Below are 16040 nucleotides of genomic sequence, written 5' to 3' on the forward strand. Positions count from 1 at the left end.
TATTATTCATGGCGAGGAGGCTCCGCCGTGAACCGCTTGCGGAAGCGCAGCGGCGGCAGGCCCGCATGCGCCGCGAACAGGCGCGTGAAATGCGGCAGCTGCCGGAAGCCGCATGCCTCGGCGACCTCGGCGATCGGCCAGTCGGTCGACAGCAGCAGCAGCTTGGCCTGGTCGAGGCGGTAGAACTGCAAATACTGCTGCGGCGTGCAGCCGTACACCTCGACCATGCAGCGCGCGATGTACACCGCGTGGAAGCCGAGCGCCTCCGCCAGCTCGGCGTTGCTCGCGGGCTCGAGCCAGCGCCGCTTCATGTAGGCGGCCGCCTGCTCGGCCACCGCCCGCGCGGCCGCCTCCGGCAGCGCCGGACGGCCGGCCGCCTCGAGCGCGCGCAGCAGCTCGCCGAAGCGCTGCTGGCGCAGCCAGAAGCCGTCCGGCCCGGCATCGGCCGCGGCCGCGGCGAGCCGGACGAACGCGTCCTCCGCCTCGCGGGCTTCGATCAGCCGCGGCAGCCGGATCGCGTGCGTGTAATGGTCGCCGAGCAGTCCCGGCTCGCTGCCGGCGGCCGTCTCCTCCCAAGCGCCGGAGCTCTGGAAGTGGACGAGCTCGACCTCCGTCTCCTCGGCGCACGCCCCGCCGCTCCAGCGGGCGGCTCCCGGAGGGAGCAGCAGCGCCTGGCCGGCCTCGGCCGTCCACAGCCGCTGCGCCTCGCGGATCCTCAGCCTGCCCCGGCGCACGTACAGCAGCTCGAACCATCCCAGGTCGATCCGGCCGGGATGCTCCTCTCCCGCGCCGTACGTCCGCCGCCGCGCGTCCACGAGGAACGGCAGCGGCGGGCAGCGGAACGTCATGACGGGCATATCCTGCATCGAACCATCTCTCCTGCCTGAGGGGCCTTGCGCCCCGATTAAAAGGGAAGGCCGGGCGCCCGCTCGGGGACGCCCGGCTTCCCGGACGGAACCTATTCTACCAAATTCGCGGCCCTCAGGACAGGCCGGGGTCGGCGCCGGACGATTTCTTGTAGGAGGAGGGCGGCTTTCCGGTCGCTTTCTTGAATTTGGCATGGAAATAGTCCACGTTGCCGTAGCCGACCTTCTCGGCGGCCTGGCGCACCTTCATGCCGCCCTCGAGCATGGCGATCGCGCGCTCGATGCGCAGCTGGTCGAGATAGGCGTTGAACGACAGGCCGGTATGGCTCTTGAACAGCTTGCCGAGATACCCGCTGTTGTAGCCGTACAGGCCGGCGAGCATCTCAAGCCGCAGCGGCTCGCCGTAATGGCGCTCCATGTAGGCGAGCATGCGCCGCATCACGGAGCCGCTGTCTCCGGCGTCCAGCTTCGCGGAGAGCTCGGCGAGCTGCCGCTCCAGCTCGGCCAGCAGGCCGCCGAGCCGGGCCTGGCGGTAGACGCCCGCCGCGAGCCCCGCATGCGCCGCCGGGGCGAAGCCGTCGACCGCCGAGGCGAGCTCCGCCAGCGCCAGCCCGCACAGCTCGGCCATCGCTCCGGCCAGCGCCGGCCGCGAGCTGTCCGCCGCGGCGAAGCTCCACGCCGCCTCCGCCAGCGTCTCGCGCAGCCGCTCGCGATTGCCCGTCTCGATCGACTGGACAAGCCGCTTGGCGAGCTGAGCCGTCTCCTCCGGCCCCGGCGGGCCGCCGCCCGCTCCGTCCGCGCCGAGCCGGGCCGCCAGCGGCTGCGGCAGCCGCTCGTGGACGAAATCCGGCTCCAGCGCGAATCGATGCCGCAGCAGCTCCGCCGCCTCGCGGCAGGAGCGGGCCAGCTCGGCAGCGCCGGCGTCGGCGCCGAGCGCGGCGGTGCAGCCGGCCTCCGGCAGCGCGGCCTCCAGCAGCCGGCGCGCCAGCCGCCGCCCCGCGTCTCCGCCCGGCACGAGCAGCGCCGCCGCTCCGGCGGACCGTACGGCCGGGCCCAGCCCGGCGCCGGCCGCATGGGCGGACAGCCGCTCGCGCAGCCGCTCCGCCCCGGCGGCGTCGCCCTCCGGAGGCTCGACGAGCAGCACGCGCCACGGACCGGGTCCGCCGGCAAGCTCCGCCGCCTCCGCCTCGTCCGGAGCGTCCGCGGAGCCGTCCAGCAGCGCCAGCAGCGCGGCCTCGCGGTCCGGCCCGTCCGGCCCGCCGCCCGTCTCCCGGCGCTCCTCCCGCAGCGACTGCGAGATCCGCTCGGCGTAAGCCTCGAGCTCCTCCTCGTCGACCGGCTTGAGCAGATAGCCCTCGATGCCGAGCCGGATCGCTTGCTGCGCGTAGGCGAAGTCGGCGTGGCCGCTCAGCACGAGCACGCGGCAGGCACGGTCCGAGCGGCGGATCTCCTCGACCAGCTCGAGTCCGCTGCGCTTCGGCATGCGGATGTCGACGACGACCAGATCCGGCTCCAGCTCGCGGAACAGGCGCAGTCCGTCCTCGCCGTCCACGCCGAGGCCGGCGACGCGGAAGCCGTGCCTTTCCCAATCGACCAGCGTCTGCAGCCCCTCCCGGATCGCCGGCTCGTCGTCGACGATCAGCAGCTTGAACATGTTCATCCCTCCTTGTCGCGGATGCGGAAGAAGACGCGCGTGCCCTCCCCCTCCTTGCTTTCGATCGTCAGCCCGCTCTCGCGGCCGAAGCCGAGCGCGAGCCGCTGATGCACGTTGCGCAGGCCGATCCGGTGGCCCTTGTCCTCGGCCTCGTCGTCGAGCGCCTGCCGCACCTGCTCCAGCCGCTCCGGCGCCATGCCGACGCCGTTGTCGGCCACCTCGACCTCCAGCTCTCCGTCCTCCGTCAGCCTGGCGCGGACGGTGACGCGGCCGCCCTCGCCGATGCCCTCGAGCCCGTGCACGACGGCATTCTCGACGAGCGTCTGCACGATCAGGGGCGGCACGGGCATCGCTGCGGCCGCCTCGCCCGCGACGAGCTCGTAGGCGAGCCGCTCGCCGCCGTAGCGGAACTTCTGGATCTCCAAGTAATACCGGACGATCTCCAGCTCCTCGGCGAGCGCGATATGCCGGGAGCCGATCTCGATGTTGTTGCGGATGAGCCGGCCGAGCATGCGCACGACCGAGGCGATCTCCTTCTCGCCTTTCATATGGATGCGCATGCGGATCGACTCCAGCGCGTTGAACAGGAAATGCGGGTTGATCTGGCTCGCCATCATCTTGAGCTTGATGTCCCGCTGCCGCAGCTCCATGTCGACCCGCTGCCGGTGCGACTCCTCGACCTCCGCCATCAGCTCGCGGATGTTGGCCACCATCAGGTTGAACTGGCGGGACAGCAGGCCGATCTCGTCCGTGCCCTGGATGTCGGAGTACACGTTGAAATCGCCCTTGCTGATGCGCGACATGTTGCGGTAGAGCACGAGCGTGCGGCGCGTCAGCACGCTCGACACGATCCAGATGAGCACGAGCCCGACGCCCATGCTGGCGGCAAGCACGCCGAGGCCGAGCAGGGCGACGCGGTTCGCCTCGCCGACGATGCTCTCGACGCGGAACAGGCTGACGATGCGCAGCCCGCTGACGCTGGAGCGGGGCATCAGATCCTCGATGAAGACGCGGTACGCCGCGCCGTCGATCTGCTGCTCGTACGTTCCTGCGCCCAGCTCGGCCAGATCGGGCATATCCAGCTCCCGCAGGTTGCGGCCGACCCAGCCGCTGTCGCGCGCCGCGACGATCATGCCGTCGGCGTCCGCGATCACCGTGTCGTACGGCTCCTGCTTCAGCATCGCATTGAAGAGGTCGGAGTTGACCTCGATGACGAGGATGCCGCTCGAGCGGTACTCCGGGAACGGAATTCGCCGCACGAGGCTGAGTTGCCTGCCGCTCAGCACGGACTCGCCGGAGACATAGCTCCAGTGGATGCCGTCCTTCTCCGCCGCGGCCCGATGCCAAGGCTGGCGCTGGATCTCCGGCGTCTCCAGCACGAACTCCCCGTTGTTCAGCAGCGTCTCGTTCGAATGGTACATCCGGATGCCGGACACCTCGCGGTAGAGGCTGGACGCATCGGTGAAGCTCGTGAAGTCCCACAGCGCCTTGGTCGCCTCGTACACCGTCTCGTACCTGCCCGCGACCGTCTCCTTGAGCGGCTCGCTGATCATGTAGTCGTCGGAGAGGTCGATCGGCACGCGCAGGACGTCGGACACTTGCGTCACGATCTTGTCCACGTTATTCGTCGTCTGCCGGGTCGCCTGCTCGAGCACGTTGCTCCGATACGCCGCCGTCAGGAACAGGCCCGCGATCAGGACGGGCACGAGCACGACGATGAGGAACGCGATGAACAGCTGGTTTTTGAGCCGGAGGTTGTTGAAGCTCCGGATGATGCGGGATGCGAGTGCGCGCATGCGGTTCCTTCTCTCTGCCCGCTTGCCGGACGCGCCGCCCCGACGCCCCGCAAGCTTTTCCTCTATCGTAAGACAGCCGCTCCAGCCGCACAATCGCCAAGGGCTCCCTGTTCCGAAAGGAACAGGAAGCCCTGCCTCAGGCCGCGGTCGCGCTGCCTTGCGGAAGCCTTATTTCGCCGACCACTGCTCCACGCGGTCCTTGACCGCCTGGGTGTAGATCTCCTCGGCTTTTTTGAGGTTGACCTTGTCGAGCTGGGCCAGCATGTCGTCGAAGACTTTGTCGAAATCTTCCGGCTTGGCGAGAATCGCCTCCGGAACCTTTTTCCAGATGATGTCCTCGGCCTTCTTGAAGATGACGTTGTAGTCCGGATCGGTCGGAGCCGGAATGTTCCACGCCGCGCCGTAAGGACGCTCCTTGAACTCGCTCGGTTTCGGGAACAGGTCGATCCACGTCGACGCGCCGTATGCTTGAAGCGTCTCTTTCTCCGCCGGCGTATAGCCCTCGATGATCTGCTCCGGGAAGTTGGTCGTGTAGTAGTTGCCGGACGGATCCTTCACGCCGTCACCGTAGTGAGGGCCCATCGCGTAGTACAGCCCGATGCCCGTCGATTTCGTGAAGTTGGCGTTGTCTTCCGTCTTCTGCTTCTGGATGTCGGCCGGAATGACGCGCTTGCCGTCCTGCACCTCGTAATGCTTTCCTTCGATGCCCCAGTTGCGCAGCACCTGGCCTTCATCGGAGGCGAGCCAGTCCAGGAACTTGATCGCGCGCACCGGATCCTTGCAGCTCTCGGTGATGGCGATGCCGTAGCCGGCCATGAAGCCCGTCGGCGCGAAGCTGGCGTCCTTGAACTCGGAGGACATCGTCACCGGCAGATGGGCGTACGTATACGCGCCGTCTTCCTTGGTCTTGATCGCGTTCTCCGCGTCGGCGTAGCCCCATTCCTGGTCGATCAGGCCGAGCACGCGGCCGCTGGCGATCTTGGCCTTGTACTGGTCGCTCTTCTGGACGAACGCTTCCTTGTCGAGCAGTCCCTCGTTGAACATCTTGTTCAGCCAGCGGATGTATTCCCGCTCCTCGGGACGCTTGATATGGAAGGAAGCCTCGTACGTCTCGGGATTGATGTAGTACTCGCCGTCGTCCGGCAAGCCCGTCGCGAGGAAGGCCGGGTTCGTCACCGTAATCATGATCCGCCAGTTGTCGGCGTCGAGCGTCAGCGGTATCGTCGGCTGTCCGTCCGTCGTCGGATGCTTGGCATAATACGTCTTGAGCGCGTTCTCGTAGTCCTCGAGCGTCTTGATCTGCGGGTAGCCGAGCTCCTTGAGCACGCGCTGCTGCAGCTCGAAGCCGCCGCCGGCGTCGAAGTACGTCTGGTCGATGGAATCGTTGGTCGGCAGCACGTAGATCGCCTGGTCCTCCTTGCTGTACTTGAGGCGCTGCATGTACTTGCCGTACACCTTCTTGAGGTTCGGCGCATGCTCTTCGATAAGGTCGGTCAGGTCGAGCACCGCGCCGGCGTCGACGAGCTTGTTGATGTCGCCCTTGGCGAACACCATGTCCGGATACTGGCCGCTCGCCGCCATCAGGGCGATCTTGTCGGTGCCGCCGCCGGATACCGCGTATTCGGCCTTGATCGTGACGCCGGTCTTCTCCGTGATCGCTTTGCCGACCTCGTCCTGCATGTTGTTCCAGTTCGGGCTCGCGTCCGCTCCGAAGAAGCTGAACGTGATCGGATCGGCCTTCGCCTCTCCGCCCGCATCCGTGCCCGCATTCGCGGCGGAGTTCGCCGCCGGAGCGTTGCCGTTGCCGTTGTTGCCGCTGCCGCTGCAGCCCGCCGTCACGGCGAGCGCGCCGGCCAGCACGAGCATCGCCGCCGTCCGCGTCTTTTTCATCTGCAATACCTTCATGTCGTTGCCTCCCATTCTTTGTATGACCCTAACCGGATGCGATCATGCCGTCTTGCAAAGATGAAGCGCATACAATCTTGCTTTTATTAGAAGGGCCGCGTAAGGCGGCCCGGCTAACCGTCAGGCTATGCTTTGACCGCGCCCAGCGTCATGCCGCCGACGAAGTACCGCTGCAGGAACGGATACACGACAAGGATCGGCACGGTGACGACGATCGTGATCGCCATCTTGATCGACTCCGGCGACACCTGGTTCATCAGCTTGGACAGGTCCTCGTTGCTGCCGCGCATGTTCGCCCCGCCCTGCTGCGTGCTCTGGAGCACCTTCATCAGCTCGTACTGGAGCGTCGTCCACGTCTCGTTCGAGCCGTTGTACAGGTAGGTGTCGAACCAGGAGTTCCACTGCCCGACCGCCAGGAACAGCGCGATCGTGGCGAGCGCCGGCTTGCACAGCGGCAGGATGATGCGCCAGTAGATCGTGAAGTCGTTCGCGCCGTCGAGCTTGGCCGACTCCTGCAGCGCGTACGGCAGGCCGTCGATGAACGAGCGGATGATGAACACGTTGAACGCGCCGACCATGCCGGGCAGGACGTACACCCAGAACGTGCCGATCAGATGCAGGTCCCGCATGAGCAGGTACACCGGAATGAGTCCGCCGGAGAAGTACATCGTCAGCGCCAGGAACACCGAGACGAAGCGGCGCGCCTGGAAGTCGACGCGGCTGAGCGTGAACGCCAGCATCGAAGCGCTGGCGAGGCCGAGCACGGTGCCCACCACCGTCCGCAGCACCGACACCTGGAGGCCCTGCAGCAGCCCCTCGTAGGCGAAGATGACGCGGTAGTTCTCGAAGGTGAACTCCCTCGGGAGGATGGTGATGCCTCCCCGCACCGTATCCTGGGAGTTGTTGAGCGAGATCGCCAGCACGTTCAGGAATGGATAGAGGGTGATGACGAGGAGTATCAGCATGATGATGATGTTGATGACGTCGAATGTCTTTTCGCCGCGGGTGGCGTTGAAGCCGCCCGCCGTTGCCCTTGCCATGGATACCCCTCCTTACATGATGCTTTCCTTGGCGACCTTCTTCAGCACGCCGTTCGCGGCGAACAGGAGCAGGATGCTGACCACCGAGTTGAAAATGCCGATCGCCGTGCCGAAGCTGAATCGGCCCAAGTTGAGGCCGTAGTTCAAGGCGTACAGGTCCAGCACCTCGGAATAGTCCATGACCAGATTGTTGCCGAGCAGGAACTGCTTCTCGAAGCCGATGCTGATGAGATGGCCGATGCTCATGATGAGCAGCACCGAGATCGTCGTGCGGATGCCCGGCAGCGTGATATGCCACATCTGCTTGAGCCGGTTCGCCCCGTCGACGCGGGACGCCTCGTACAGCTCCGGGTCGATGCCGGAGATGGCGGCGAGGTAGATGATCGCGTTCCAGCCGAGCTCCTTCCACAGGTCGGAGGCGGTGACGATGCTCCAGAACCATTCGCCCTTGGCGAGGAACTGGATCGGCTGGTCGATCAGGTTCAGGCCGAGCAGCAGGTCGTTCACCGCGCCGCCTTCGGTGGACAGCATCTTGGTGACGATGCCGGCGACGACGACCCAGGAGACGAAGTGAGGCAGATACGACACCGTCTGCACCGTCCGCTTGAAGTACTTGCCCCGCAGCTCGCTGAGCAGCACCGCGAACAGGATCGGCACCGTGAAGCCGACGATCAACCCCATGAAGCTCATCGCCAGCGTGTTGCGCATGACCAGGTAGAACCGCTCGTCCGTGAACAGGTCGGCGAAGTGCTTGAAGCCGACCCAGTCCTGCTCCATGAACGTGCGTCCCGGCTTGAAGTCCTGGAACGCCATCGTCCAGCCCCAGAGGGGCAGGTAGCTGAACACGAACACCCAGAGGACGAACGGGATCGCCATGAAATAAAGCACCTTCTGCGACTTCATCTTGCGCCAGAAGCGGGAGAGTCCGCTCTGCTCGGCCGCGGCCGCAGCCGTCTGCTTGCCGGGCGTCTTGTCTGTGTATGCTTCCAAGGCTGCTTTCGACCTCCTTGCTGCGTGCCGTTTCGGCTCGCCAGCGGGCTCTCTTGGCTGGCGTGACGCAAGCGCGAATGCCGATGGACACCGGCGCCGCGGGCGGCTGGCTCCATAGGCTTCGCGGCTCGCCGGACGGCCGCCCGACAAGCGCTCATCGCAAGCGCCGCTCGACCGGTTTCCGTTCATCCGCCAACCTCATGCCCTAATGGTAACGCATACAGAATGCGCTTCCTACCGGACGGATCGGAGCGAAAATCAGATAGAAATCGGAGATTGGCGGAAGCGGTTTCGTCCGCGGCCGCCGGCTCCGGCCGCTCCGCGCCGGACGCGGCATGCGCCCGCCTGCTCGCGGGCATGCGATATGCTAAGATGGAAGCAACGAATCCGGCTCGCCGAAGCCGTCTGGAGGTGCAAGCCATGCTTCCCCGATGGAGCAAATCGTTTCTGAAAGGCGCCATCTATGAAATCGAGGAGGCCGGCTCCTCCGCTTCCGTACCGGACTGGGCCGGCTCCTCCGACCCGCTCTCCCACTTCGCGCTCATCGCCGCCGTGCGCGGCGAAGCGCTCTGGCAGCCGGACGACGGCCTGCCGCCCATGCGGCTGAAGGGCGACTCGGCGCTGCTGCTCTCTCCCGGCGAAGCCCCGCGGCTGGAGCCGGAGGGGATCGAGGGCGTCGAGCTCCAGTGGATCGTCTTCGACCTGTTCCTGCCGGAGTCGCGGCTCGGCGAGCGGCGCAGCTTCGTTCGCCAGACGGCGATGCCGCTGCAAGGGCTGCTGCGCGTGTCCGGCCAGCGGCATCGCCGGCTGCTGCGCAGGCTCGCTGCCCAAGCCGTTCAAGCCCGCGAGCACGGATGGCATGGCGCGCAGCAGCTGCTCCACGATCTGCTCGCCTCGCTGATCGCCGGCGCCCGTCCGGCAGCGAGGGACGAGCTGCTGGACCGTCTCGACCGGGCTGCGGAGACGATGCAGGCCGCCTACCGGGAGCCGCTGCGCATCGAGTCGCTCGCCGAGGAGGCCGGCCTGCATCCGGGGTATTTCTCGCAGGTGTTCAAGCAGCGCTGGGGCAAGACGCCGCTCGCTTACTTGACCGCCATCCGGCTGAACCGGGCCAAGGAGCTGCTGCTCGGCGAAGGGCGGCAGCGGCCGATCCGGGAGATCGCCGCGGAATGCGGCTACCCCGACGAGTTTTACTTCAGCCGCCGCTTCAAGGCGGACGCGGGCCGCTCGCCCGCCCGCTACGCCGCCTCCGCGCCCGCCCGCATCGTCTGCCTGTCGGCGCCGTACACGGATCATCTGCTCGCGCTGGGCGTGCAGCTGGCCGCCGCCCAGCTGCCGGCCTATGCGCTCGCGCCCGATGCGCTGGCGCGCGGGCTGCGGCTGCCGGAGCATGCGGTCGATCCTTGGGAGGCGCAGCGCGGCGACTTCGAGGAGCTGCGCCCGGAGCTGATCCTGTGCAAGCCCAATGTCGAGGCCAAAGCGCGCGAGCAGCTCGCCGACATCGCGCCCGTCCGCAGCGTCCCCTGGAACGGGCTGGACGTGTACGGCCAAATGGAGGAGATCGCCCGCCTGACCGGCCGCGCGGACGAGGCGCGGCGCTGGCGGGAGCGGCATGACGCGCTGGCTGCCCGCGTGCGCTCCCGCACGGAAGCGGCTGTCGGCGGCGCCAGCTTCACCTGCCTGGCGGCGATGAGGCGCGGCCTGCGCATCTATGGCGAGCGCAACCTCGGGCATGCGCTCTACCGCTCGCTCGGCTACGCCCCGGGCGGACGCATCGCGGACGAGCTGCGGCAGCATCCGCCCGGCACCGGCTTCAACTGGACCGCCATCGCTCCGGACGAGCTGCGCCGCTACGAATCGGACGCGCTGCTGCTGTTCGCCGGGAGTCCGCAGGAACGGGAGGAGCTGCTGGAGCTCGTCGCCCGCAATCCCCATTGGCAGCGCCATCCGGCGATCCGCTCCGGCCGCTGGGCGCTGCTCGACCGCGGCTTCTGGCTGCCGTACGCTCCCGGCGCGCTGCTGCGCCAGCTGGAGGAGCTGGAGCCGCTCCTGCCTCGGCTGATGGCCGGACAAGCCGCCCCCTTTTGATCCGCTTCTCCGATCTGAAAAATGTCCAGTCCACATTCCACAATCTCCACATGGACTCCGCCCCGAAAGCTGGTATACTGGGGCTTGTCCCTTTTTGACTGATAATGATTCTCGCTCTCACCGATCTGAAGGAGGCTTTGCCGCTTGTGATGAGCCATTCCCGCCGCTGGACGAAGGCGGCCGCATTTTCCGCTTCTGCCGCCCTGGTGCTGCTGCTGCTCGCAGCCGCTCTGGCCTACGGCGCCAAGGACGTCTCGCTTCCCGTCATCTGGGGGGCGCTGACCGCCTACGATCCGAGCCTGCCGGAGCATGCCGCCATCCACGGCCTGCGGCTGCCCCGGGCGCTGGCGGCGCTGCTCGTCGGCGCCTCGCTCGGGGCGGCCGGCGCCCTCGTCCAAGGCGCGACGCGCAACGCGCTCGCCGATCCGGGCGTGCTCGGCATCAATGCCGGCGCCGCGCTCGCCGTCGTGCTCTGCTTCGCGCTCAGCCCGTGGATGGGCTACGGACTCGTCATGCTGGCATCCTTCGGCGGGGCGGCGGCCGCTACCGCGGTCATCGCGCTGCTGGCCTGGCTGTCGCGCGGCGGCTTCGCCACGCTCGAGCTGACGATCGGCGGAGCGGTCGTGTCCGCGATGGCGCATAGCCTCGCCGTGGGCCTGGCGATCTATTTCGAGCTGAGCCAGGATTTGGCGTTCTGGTATGCGGGCGGCTTGGCCGCCGTCCGCTGGGAGCAGCTGCGGCTGCTCGCTCCCGTGCTCGTCCTCGGCCTGCTGCTGGCCGCGCTGCTCGGCCGCCGGCTGTCGCTGCTTTCCCTTGGCGACGAGGCCGCCGAAGGACTCGGCGCCCGCACCGGCCGCACGCGTCTGGCCGCGCTCGGCCTGATGGCCGTGCTGGCCGGAGCCTCCGTATCCGCGGCCGGCAGCATCGGCTTCATCGGCTTGATCGCGCCGCATGCGGCGCGCAGGCTTGCCGGCACCGACTATCGGCTCGTCGTGCCGTTGTCCGCGCTGCTCGGCGCGGCGCTGCTCCTCGCAGCCGATCTCGCCTCGCGCACGGTCCAGCCGCCGCGCGAGTTCGCCGTCGGCGCGATGGCGGCGTTCGTCGGCGTGCCGTTCTTCCTGTACTTGGCCCGCCGCGAAAGGAGGGAGCTGTAGATGCCCGCCTCCCTCTCCCCGCGCTCCCGCAAGGCGCTGCTCGCCGCGCTGGCGCTGGCAGCCGTGGCGGCGGCGATCGCGCTCGCCAGCCTCAATGCCGGCACGCTGCGCCTCGGCCCTGACGCTGTGCTGCGCACGCTGCTCGGCGGCGGGACGGAGCAGGAGCAGCTCGTGCTGTTCCAATACCGTCTGCCCCGCATCGTGGTGACGATGCTCGCCGGCATCGGACTCGGCGTCGCCGGAGCGGTGCTGCAGGGCGCGACGCGCAACGGACTGGCCGATCCCGGCCTGCTCGGCATCCATGCCGGATCGGCGCTCGGCCTGATGCTGTTCATCTCCTTCTTCCGCACGCTGGAAGGATCGGCGGCGCTCTGGATTCCCGCCTTCAGCTTCGTCGGCGGCACGGCAGCCGCGGCGATCGTCTTCCTGCTCTCCTGGAGCCGGACGCGCGGCTTGCAGCCGATCCAGCTGTTGCTCGTCGGCATCGCCGTCGAGGCCGGCCTCAGCGCGGCGACCTTGATGCTGTCGCTGCGGCTCGACCCGGACACGTACGCCTTCGCTGCGCGCTGGCTCGCCGGCAGCGTATGGGGGCGCGATCCGATCCACGCGTGGACGCTGCTGCCCTGGATCGCGCTGCTGACGCCGCTCGTCTACCGAGCCTCGCGCCAGCTCGATCTGCTCGCTCTCGGCGACGCTCTCGGCACCGGCCTCGGCCAGCCGGTGCAGCGCAGCCGCCTGCTGCTTGCGCTAGCCGCCGTCGCGCTGGCGGCATCCAGCACGGCGATGACCGGCAGCATCGGCTTCATCGGCCTCGCCGCTCCGCATCTCGCGCGCCGGATCGCCGGACCGCAGCATCGGCACTTCCTGCCGATCGCCGCTCTGTGCGGCCTCATCCTGCTGCTGTCGGCGGACACAATCGGCCGCTCGCTGTTCCAGCCGGTCGCCATCCCCGCCGGCGTCGTCTGCGCCGCCATCGGCGGCCCCTATTTCCTGTATCTGCTGTTCAAACGCAGGCGCTAGCCGCCGAAGCGACCCTATTCCTGGAGGTTGAACCATCTCATGAAACGCATCTTTTCCCTGTCCGCGCTGCTGCTAAGCGCTTGCCTGCTTCTATCCGCTTGCGGAGGCTCCGCCGGCACGAACGATCCCGCGAACGGAGCCTCGGCGGCCAGCTCCGCCGCTCCCTCTCCTTCCGCTCCGGCCGACTCGCCCGCTCCGACGGAGGAGCGCATCGCCTCGCTGTCGATCCATCTCACCAACCATCTGCTCGCGCTCGGCCTGAAGCCGGTCGGCTCCGCCATCGGCGGGGACGTGAAGGATTTCCTCCCGCATGTGAAGGATCAGCTCGAGGGCGTCGAAAAGCTCGGCGTCGCCGCCGAGCCCGATCTCGAAGCGGTGCTTGCGCTCAAGCCGGACCGCATCTTCATCGACGTGCAGCAAACCGCGGCGGATCAGCCGCGCCTGGAGCCGATCGCTCCCGTCGTCGCGATCGATCTCGACCAGGGCACCTGGCGCGACCATCTGCGCCTGGTCGCCAAGGAGACCGGACGCGAGCCGCAAGCCGAGACGTTCATCGCCGACTACGAGAAGCAAGCCGCCGAGACGTCCGAGCTCATCAAAAGCAAGCTCGGCGCCGACGCCAAGGTGATGGCCATCCGCATGACGGCCAAGGAGCTGCGCGTCATGGGCATGGCGCGGCCGGTAGGCCCGCTGCTGTACGAGGATCTGGCCCTCAAGCCGGCCGACGGCGTCGAGAACATCGGCAAGGCGTACGAGGTCATTTCCCAGGAAGTGCTGGACGACTTCGACGCCGATGCGATTCTGGTCATCATCAGCAAAGGCTCCGAAGCGAAGAAAAACTTCGAGCTGCTGGAAAGCAATCCGCTCTGGGCCGGGCTCAAAGCGGTGAAGAACGGCCATGTGTACGTGCTCGACGGCCAAAAATGGCTGGACTACTCCTCGCTCGGCCACAAGATGGCGCTCGACGACGCGCAGAAGCTGTTCGGCAGCTGAGCGAGGCCGGCAAGGAAACGAAAGGAAGCGGGGCCTGGCGGCTCCGCTTCCTTTCGTTTGCGTCTAGCGCGGCGGGGCCGCTGGGCCGCTGGGCCGGAAAGCTCGCGGGCGCGGCGCAGACGCACTTATTCTGCGCCTGCGCCGCACCCGACTCCAACGCCTACGCCTGCAGCTCGATCGTCACCGTCGCCTCGCCGCCCCAGCCGCTCAGCCAGACGGCTCCGTCCTCGAGCCGCGCGCCCGCGCCGCTGACGGCAGCCGCCGCCGGCAGGCCGCCGTGCAGCGTCAGGCGCAGCGGCTTGCCCGCGCCGGACACGCGCAGCGTCAGCGTGCCGCCGGAGCGCGATACGCTTGCCGCCAGCTGCGGCGCGCCCTTCAGGTCGCGCACATTGGCTTCGGCGGAGGCGCCGTCCGCCAGCGCGTACAGCGCCAGCTCGACGCCGTCCGCATGGTCGTAGTCCGGGCGGCCGTCCTCCGCGCCGAGCGCGAGCAGCGTATTCGGCCGCACGAGCAGCGGCAGGCTGAGGAAGCCGTGGCGCTCCTTGCGCCAGCGCCCGCCCTGCACCGTCTCGCCCGTCAGCAGCGACGTCCACTCGCCCTCCGGCACGTAGTACGAGACGTCGCCGCTCTCGCTGAAGATCGGCGCGACGAGCAGCGAGCGGCCGAGCATGTACTGGCGGTCGAGCGTCTCCGCGGCCGGATCGTCCGGGAACTCCAGCAGCATGGCGCGCATGCCTGGCACGCCCTGCTCCTGCGCCTGGACCGCCGTATCGTACAGATACGGCATGAGCTTCATTTTCAGCCGGGTGAACGTCCGCGTCACCTCCACCGACTCCTCGTCGTACGCCCACGGCACCCGGTACGACGTGCTGCCGTGCAGGCGGCTGTGCGTGGACAGCAGGCCGAACTGCAGCCAGCGCTTGAACACATGCGCCGACGCCGTGTTCTCGAAGCCGCCGATGTCGTGGCTCCAGAAGCCGAAGCCGCTCAAGCCGAGCGACAGGCCGCCGCGCAGGCTTTCGGCCATCGACTCGTAGTCGGCGTAGCAGTCGCCGCCCCAGTGCACCGGGAACTGCTGGCCGCCGGCCGTCGCCGAGCGCGCGAACACCGCCGCCTCGCCCTGGCCGAGCTTGCGCTCGATCGCCTCGAACACGACCTTGTTGTACAGGAACGTGTAGTAGTTGTGCATGCCCTGCGGGTCCGAGCCGTCGTGGTAGGCGACATCCGTCGGGATGCGCTCGCCGAAGTCCGTCTTGAAGCTGTCGACGCCCATGTCCATCAGCTCGTCCAGATAGCCCGCGTACCACGCGCAAGCGTCCGGATTGGTGAAGTCGACGAGCGCCATGCCCGGCTGCCATAGGTTCGTCTGCCACAGGTCTCCGTTCGGCTTGCGCAGCAGGTAGCCGCGCTCCCGGCCCTCGCGGAACAGCCGCGAGCGCTGCCCGATGTACGGGTTGATCCAGACGCAGACGCGCAGGCCCTTGTCCTTGAGCCGCTGCAGCATGCCCGCCGGATCGGGGAAGACGCGCTCGTCCCACTTGAAGTCCGTCCAGTGGAACTCCTTCATCCAGAAGCAGTCGAAATGGAACACCGACAGCGGCAGGTCGCGCTCCGCCATACCGTCCACGAACGAATTCACCGTCGCCTCGTCGTACTCCGTCGTGAACGAAGTCGACAGCCACAGGCCGAACGACCACGCCGGCGGCAGCGCCGGCTTGCCGGTCAGATCGGTGTAGCGGCCGAGCACCTCCTTGGGCGTCGGGCCGTCGATGACATAATAGCTCAGCGTCTCGCCGGGGAGGCTGAACTGCACTTTCTTGACCTTTTCCGAGGCGACCTCCAGCGACACCGCGCCGGGCTCGTCGACGAACACGCCGTAGCCGCGGCTCGTCAGGTAGAACGGGATGTTCTTGTACGCCTGCTCGGAGCTCGTGCCGCCGTCCTTGTTCCAGATGTCGACGATCTGGCCGTTCTTCACGAACGAGGTGAAGCGCTCGCCGAGGCCGTAGACGTTCTCCCCGACCGTCAGGTCCAGCTCCTCGCGGGTGTACGGCTCGCCGTGCGGCCCCGTCACATGGGCGATCGACTTGAACGCGCTGCCCGTCAGCCTCTCCTCTCCCCGGTAAAAGGCCATCGACCACTGCGGCCCCTTGCTCATGCGCAAGGTCAGGCCGCCGCTCGTCAGCTCGGCGTACTCGTCCGTCTGGCGGATCGCGGTGAAGCCGGCCGGATCGGCCGACCGGCTGAGCTCGAAGCGCGGGCCGCGCTCCCGCTCGCCCTCGAAATGGGAGATGCTCACGCCGATGATGCCCTCGCGCGGCGCATGGGCGCGCACGGTCAGCAGCTGCGTGTTGATCATCGCGCCGCGGCCGGGGAGCGGCGTCGTGGAGATGTAGGCGGTCAGGCCGCCGTCCTCGGCGACGATTTCATGCGCCTGCACGGCGCCGTCGATGGCGAAGCCTTCGCGGACGAGCCAGTTTCCATCGGTGAATTTCATGGGAGGAACCATCCTTCCGTATCGGGAGTGTAAGCGT

At 67.8% G+C, this 16040-nt stretch carries 11 protein-coding genes; 4 read left to right on the forward strand and 7 right to left on the reverse strand.

Annotation, left to right across the window (positions count from 1 at the left end; all coding sequences use genetic code 11):
• Nucleotides 1–2: 2 nt before the first annotated feature.
• The 6 genes from NYE40_RS21420 to NYE40_RS21445 form a co-directional block, all read right to left on the reverse strand.
• On the reverse strand, nt 3–866 hold the full coding sequence (locus tag NYE40_RS21420; RefSeq protein ID WP_101807748.1) for an AraC family transcriptional regulator: 864 nt from the start codon (nt 864–866) through the stop codon (nt 3–5).
• 115 nt (nt 867–981) lie between these two features.
• Nucleotides 982–2520 (reverse strand): response regulator, encoded by a 1539-nt coding sequence (locus tag NYE40_RS21425; RefSeq protein ID WP_339278919.1) that lies wholly within the window; start codon nt 2518–2520, stop codon nt 982–984.
• Between the two features lie 2 nt (nt 2521–2522).
• Complete coding sequence (locus NYE40_RS21430; protein WP_339278920.1) at nt 2523–4316, reverse strand: histidine kinase; 1794 nt, start codon at nt 4314–4316, stop codon at nt 2523–2525.
• A gap of 168 nt (nt 4317–4484) precedes the next feature.
• Entirely contained in the window at nt 4485–6206 is a 1722-nt protein-coding gene (locus tag NYE40_RS21435; protein WP_339280092.1) for an ABC transporter substrate-binding protein, read from the reverse strand.
• A gap of 140 nt (nt 6207–6346) precedes the next feature.
• Entirely contained in the window at nt 6347–7261 is a 915-nt protein-coding gene (locus NYE40_RS21440; RefSeq protein ID WP_028598575.1) for a carbohydrate ABC transporter permease, read from the reverse strand.
• A 12-nt stretch (nt 7262–7273) separates the two neighbouring features.
• A complete protein-coding gene (locus tag NYE40_RS21445; RefSeq protein ID WP_101807776.1) occupies nt 7274–8164 on the reverse strand; it encodes an ABC transporter permease subunit in 891 nt (296 codons plus the stop codon).
• A gap of 507 nt (nt 8165–8671) precedes the next feature.
• Between NYE40_RS21445 and NYE40_RS21450 the strand changes: the two genes are divergently transcribed.
• The 4 genes from NYE40_RS21450 to NYE40_RS21465 all read left to right on the forward strand — a co-directional run bounded on the left by NYE40_RS21450 (nt 8672) and on the right by NYE40_RS21465 (nt 13506).
• Nucleotides 8672–10339, forward strand: a complete 1668-nt coding sequence (locus NYE40_RS21450; protein ID WP_339278921.1) for a helix-turn-helix domain-containing protein — start codon at nt 8672–8674, stop codon at nt 10337–10339.
• 149 nt (nt 10340–10488) lie between these two features.
• Entirely contained in the window at nt 10489–11493 is a 1005-nt protein-coding gene (locus NYE40_RS21455; RefSeq protein WP_244912713.1) for an iron ABC transporter permease, read from the forward strand.
• Nucleotides 11494–12513, forward strand: coding sequence for an iron ABC transporter permease (locus tag NYE40_RS21460; RefSeq protein ID WP_028598571.1), 1020 nt, complete (start codon nt 11494–11496; stop codon nt 12511–12513).
• A gap of 39 nt (nt 12514–12552) precedes the next feature.
• Nucleotides 12553–13506: an ABC transporter substrate-binding protein gene (locus NYE40_RS21465; RefSeq protein WP_101807753.1), complete on the forward strand. Its 954-nt coding sequence runs from the start codon at nt 12553–12555 to the stop codon at nt 13504–13506.
• A gap of 160 nt (nt 13507–13666) precedes the next feature.
• Here the strand turns inward: NYE40_RS21465 and yicI are convergent, their stop codons facing one another.
• Nucleotides 13667–16003 (reverse strand): alpha-xylosidase, encoded by a 2337-nt coding sequence (gene yicI / locus NYE40_RS21470; RefSeq protein ID WP_339278922.1) that lies wholly within the window; start codon nt 16001–16003, stop codon nt 13667–13669.
• Between the last annotated feature and the right edge of the window lie 37 nt (nt 16004–16040).

Source organism: Paenibacillus sp. FSL W8-1187 (assembly GCF_037965485.1).
Classification (GTDB): domain Bacteria; phylum Bacillota; class Bacilli; order Paenibacillales; family Paenibacillaceae; genus Paenibacillus_O; species Paenibacillus_O pasadenensis.

Excerpts from the sequence above, each read along its gene's own strand:
- NYE40_RS21435 (WP_339280092.1), bottom strand. The coding sequence starts at position 6,206 with ATGAAAAAGACGCGGACGGCGGCGATGCTCGTGCTGGCCGGCGCGCTC.
- NYE40_RS21450 (WP_339278921.1), top strand. The coding sequence starts at position 8,672 with ATGCTTCCCCGATGGAGCAAATCGTTTCTGAAAGGCGCCATCTATGAA.
- NYE40_RS21445 (WP_101807776.1), bottom strand. The coding sequence starts at position 8,164 with ATGAAGTCGCAGAAGGTGCTTTATTTCATGGCGATCCCGTTCGTCCTC.
- NYE40_RS21430 (WP_339278920.1), bottom strand. The coding sequence starts at position 4,316 with ATGCGCGCACTCGCATCCCGCATCATCCGGAGCTTCAACAACCTCCGG.
- NYE40_RS21465 (WP_101807753.1), top strand. The coding sequence starts at position 12,553 with ATGAAACGCATCTTTTCCCTGTCCGCGCTGCTGCTAAGCGCTTGCCTG.
- NYE40_RS21440 (WP_028598575.1), bottom strand. The coding sequence starts at position 7,261 with ATGGCAAGGGCAACGGCGGGCGGCTTCAACGCCACCCGCGGCGAAAAG.
- NYE40_RS21420 (WP_101807748.1), bottom strand. The coding sequence starts at position 866 with ATGCAGGATATGCCCGTCATGACGTTCCGCTGCCCGCCGCTGCCGTTC.
- NYE40_RS21455 (WP_244912713.1), top strand. The coding sequence starts at position 10,489 with ATGAGCCATTCCCGCCGCTGGACGAAGGCGGCCGCATTTTCCGCTTCT.
- yicI (WP_339278922.1), bottom strand. The coding sequence starts at position 16,003 with ATGAAATTCACCGATGGAAACTGGCTCGTCCGCGAAGGCTTCGCCATC.
- NYE40_RS21460 (WP_028598571.1), top strand. The coding sequence starts at position 11,494 with ATGCCCGCCTCCCTCTCCCCGCGCTCCCGCAAGGCGCTGCTCGCCGCG.
- NYE40_RS21425 (WP_339278919.1), bottom strand. The coding sequence starts at position 2,520 with ATGTTCAAGCTGCTGATCGTCGACGACGAGCCGGCGATCCGGGAGGGG.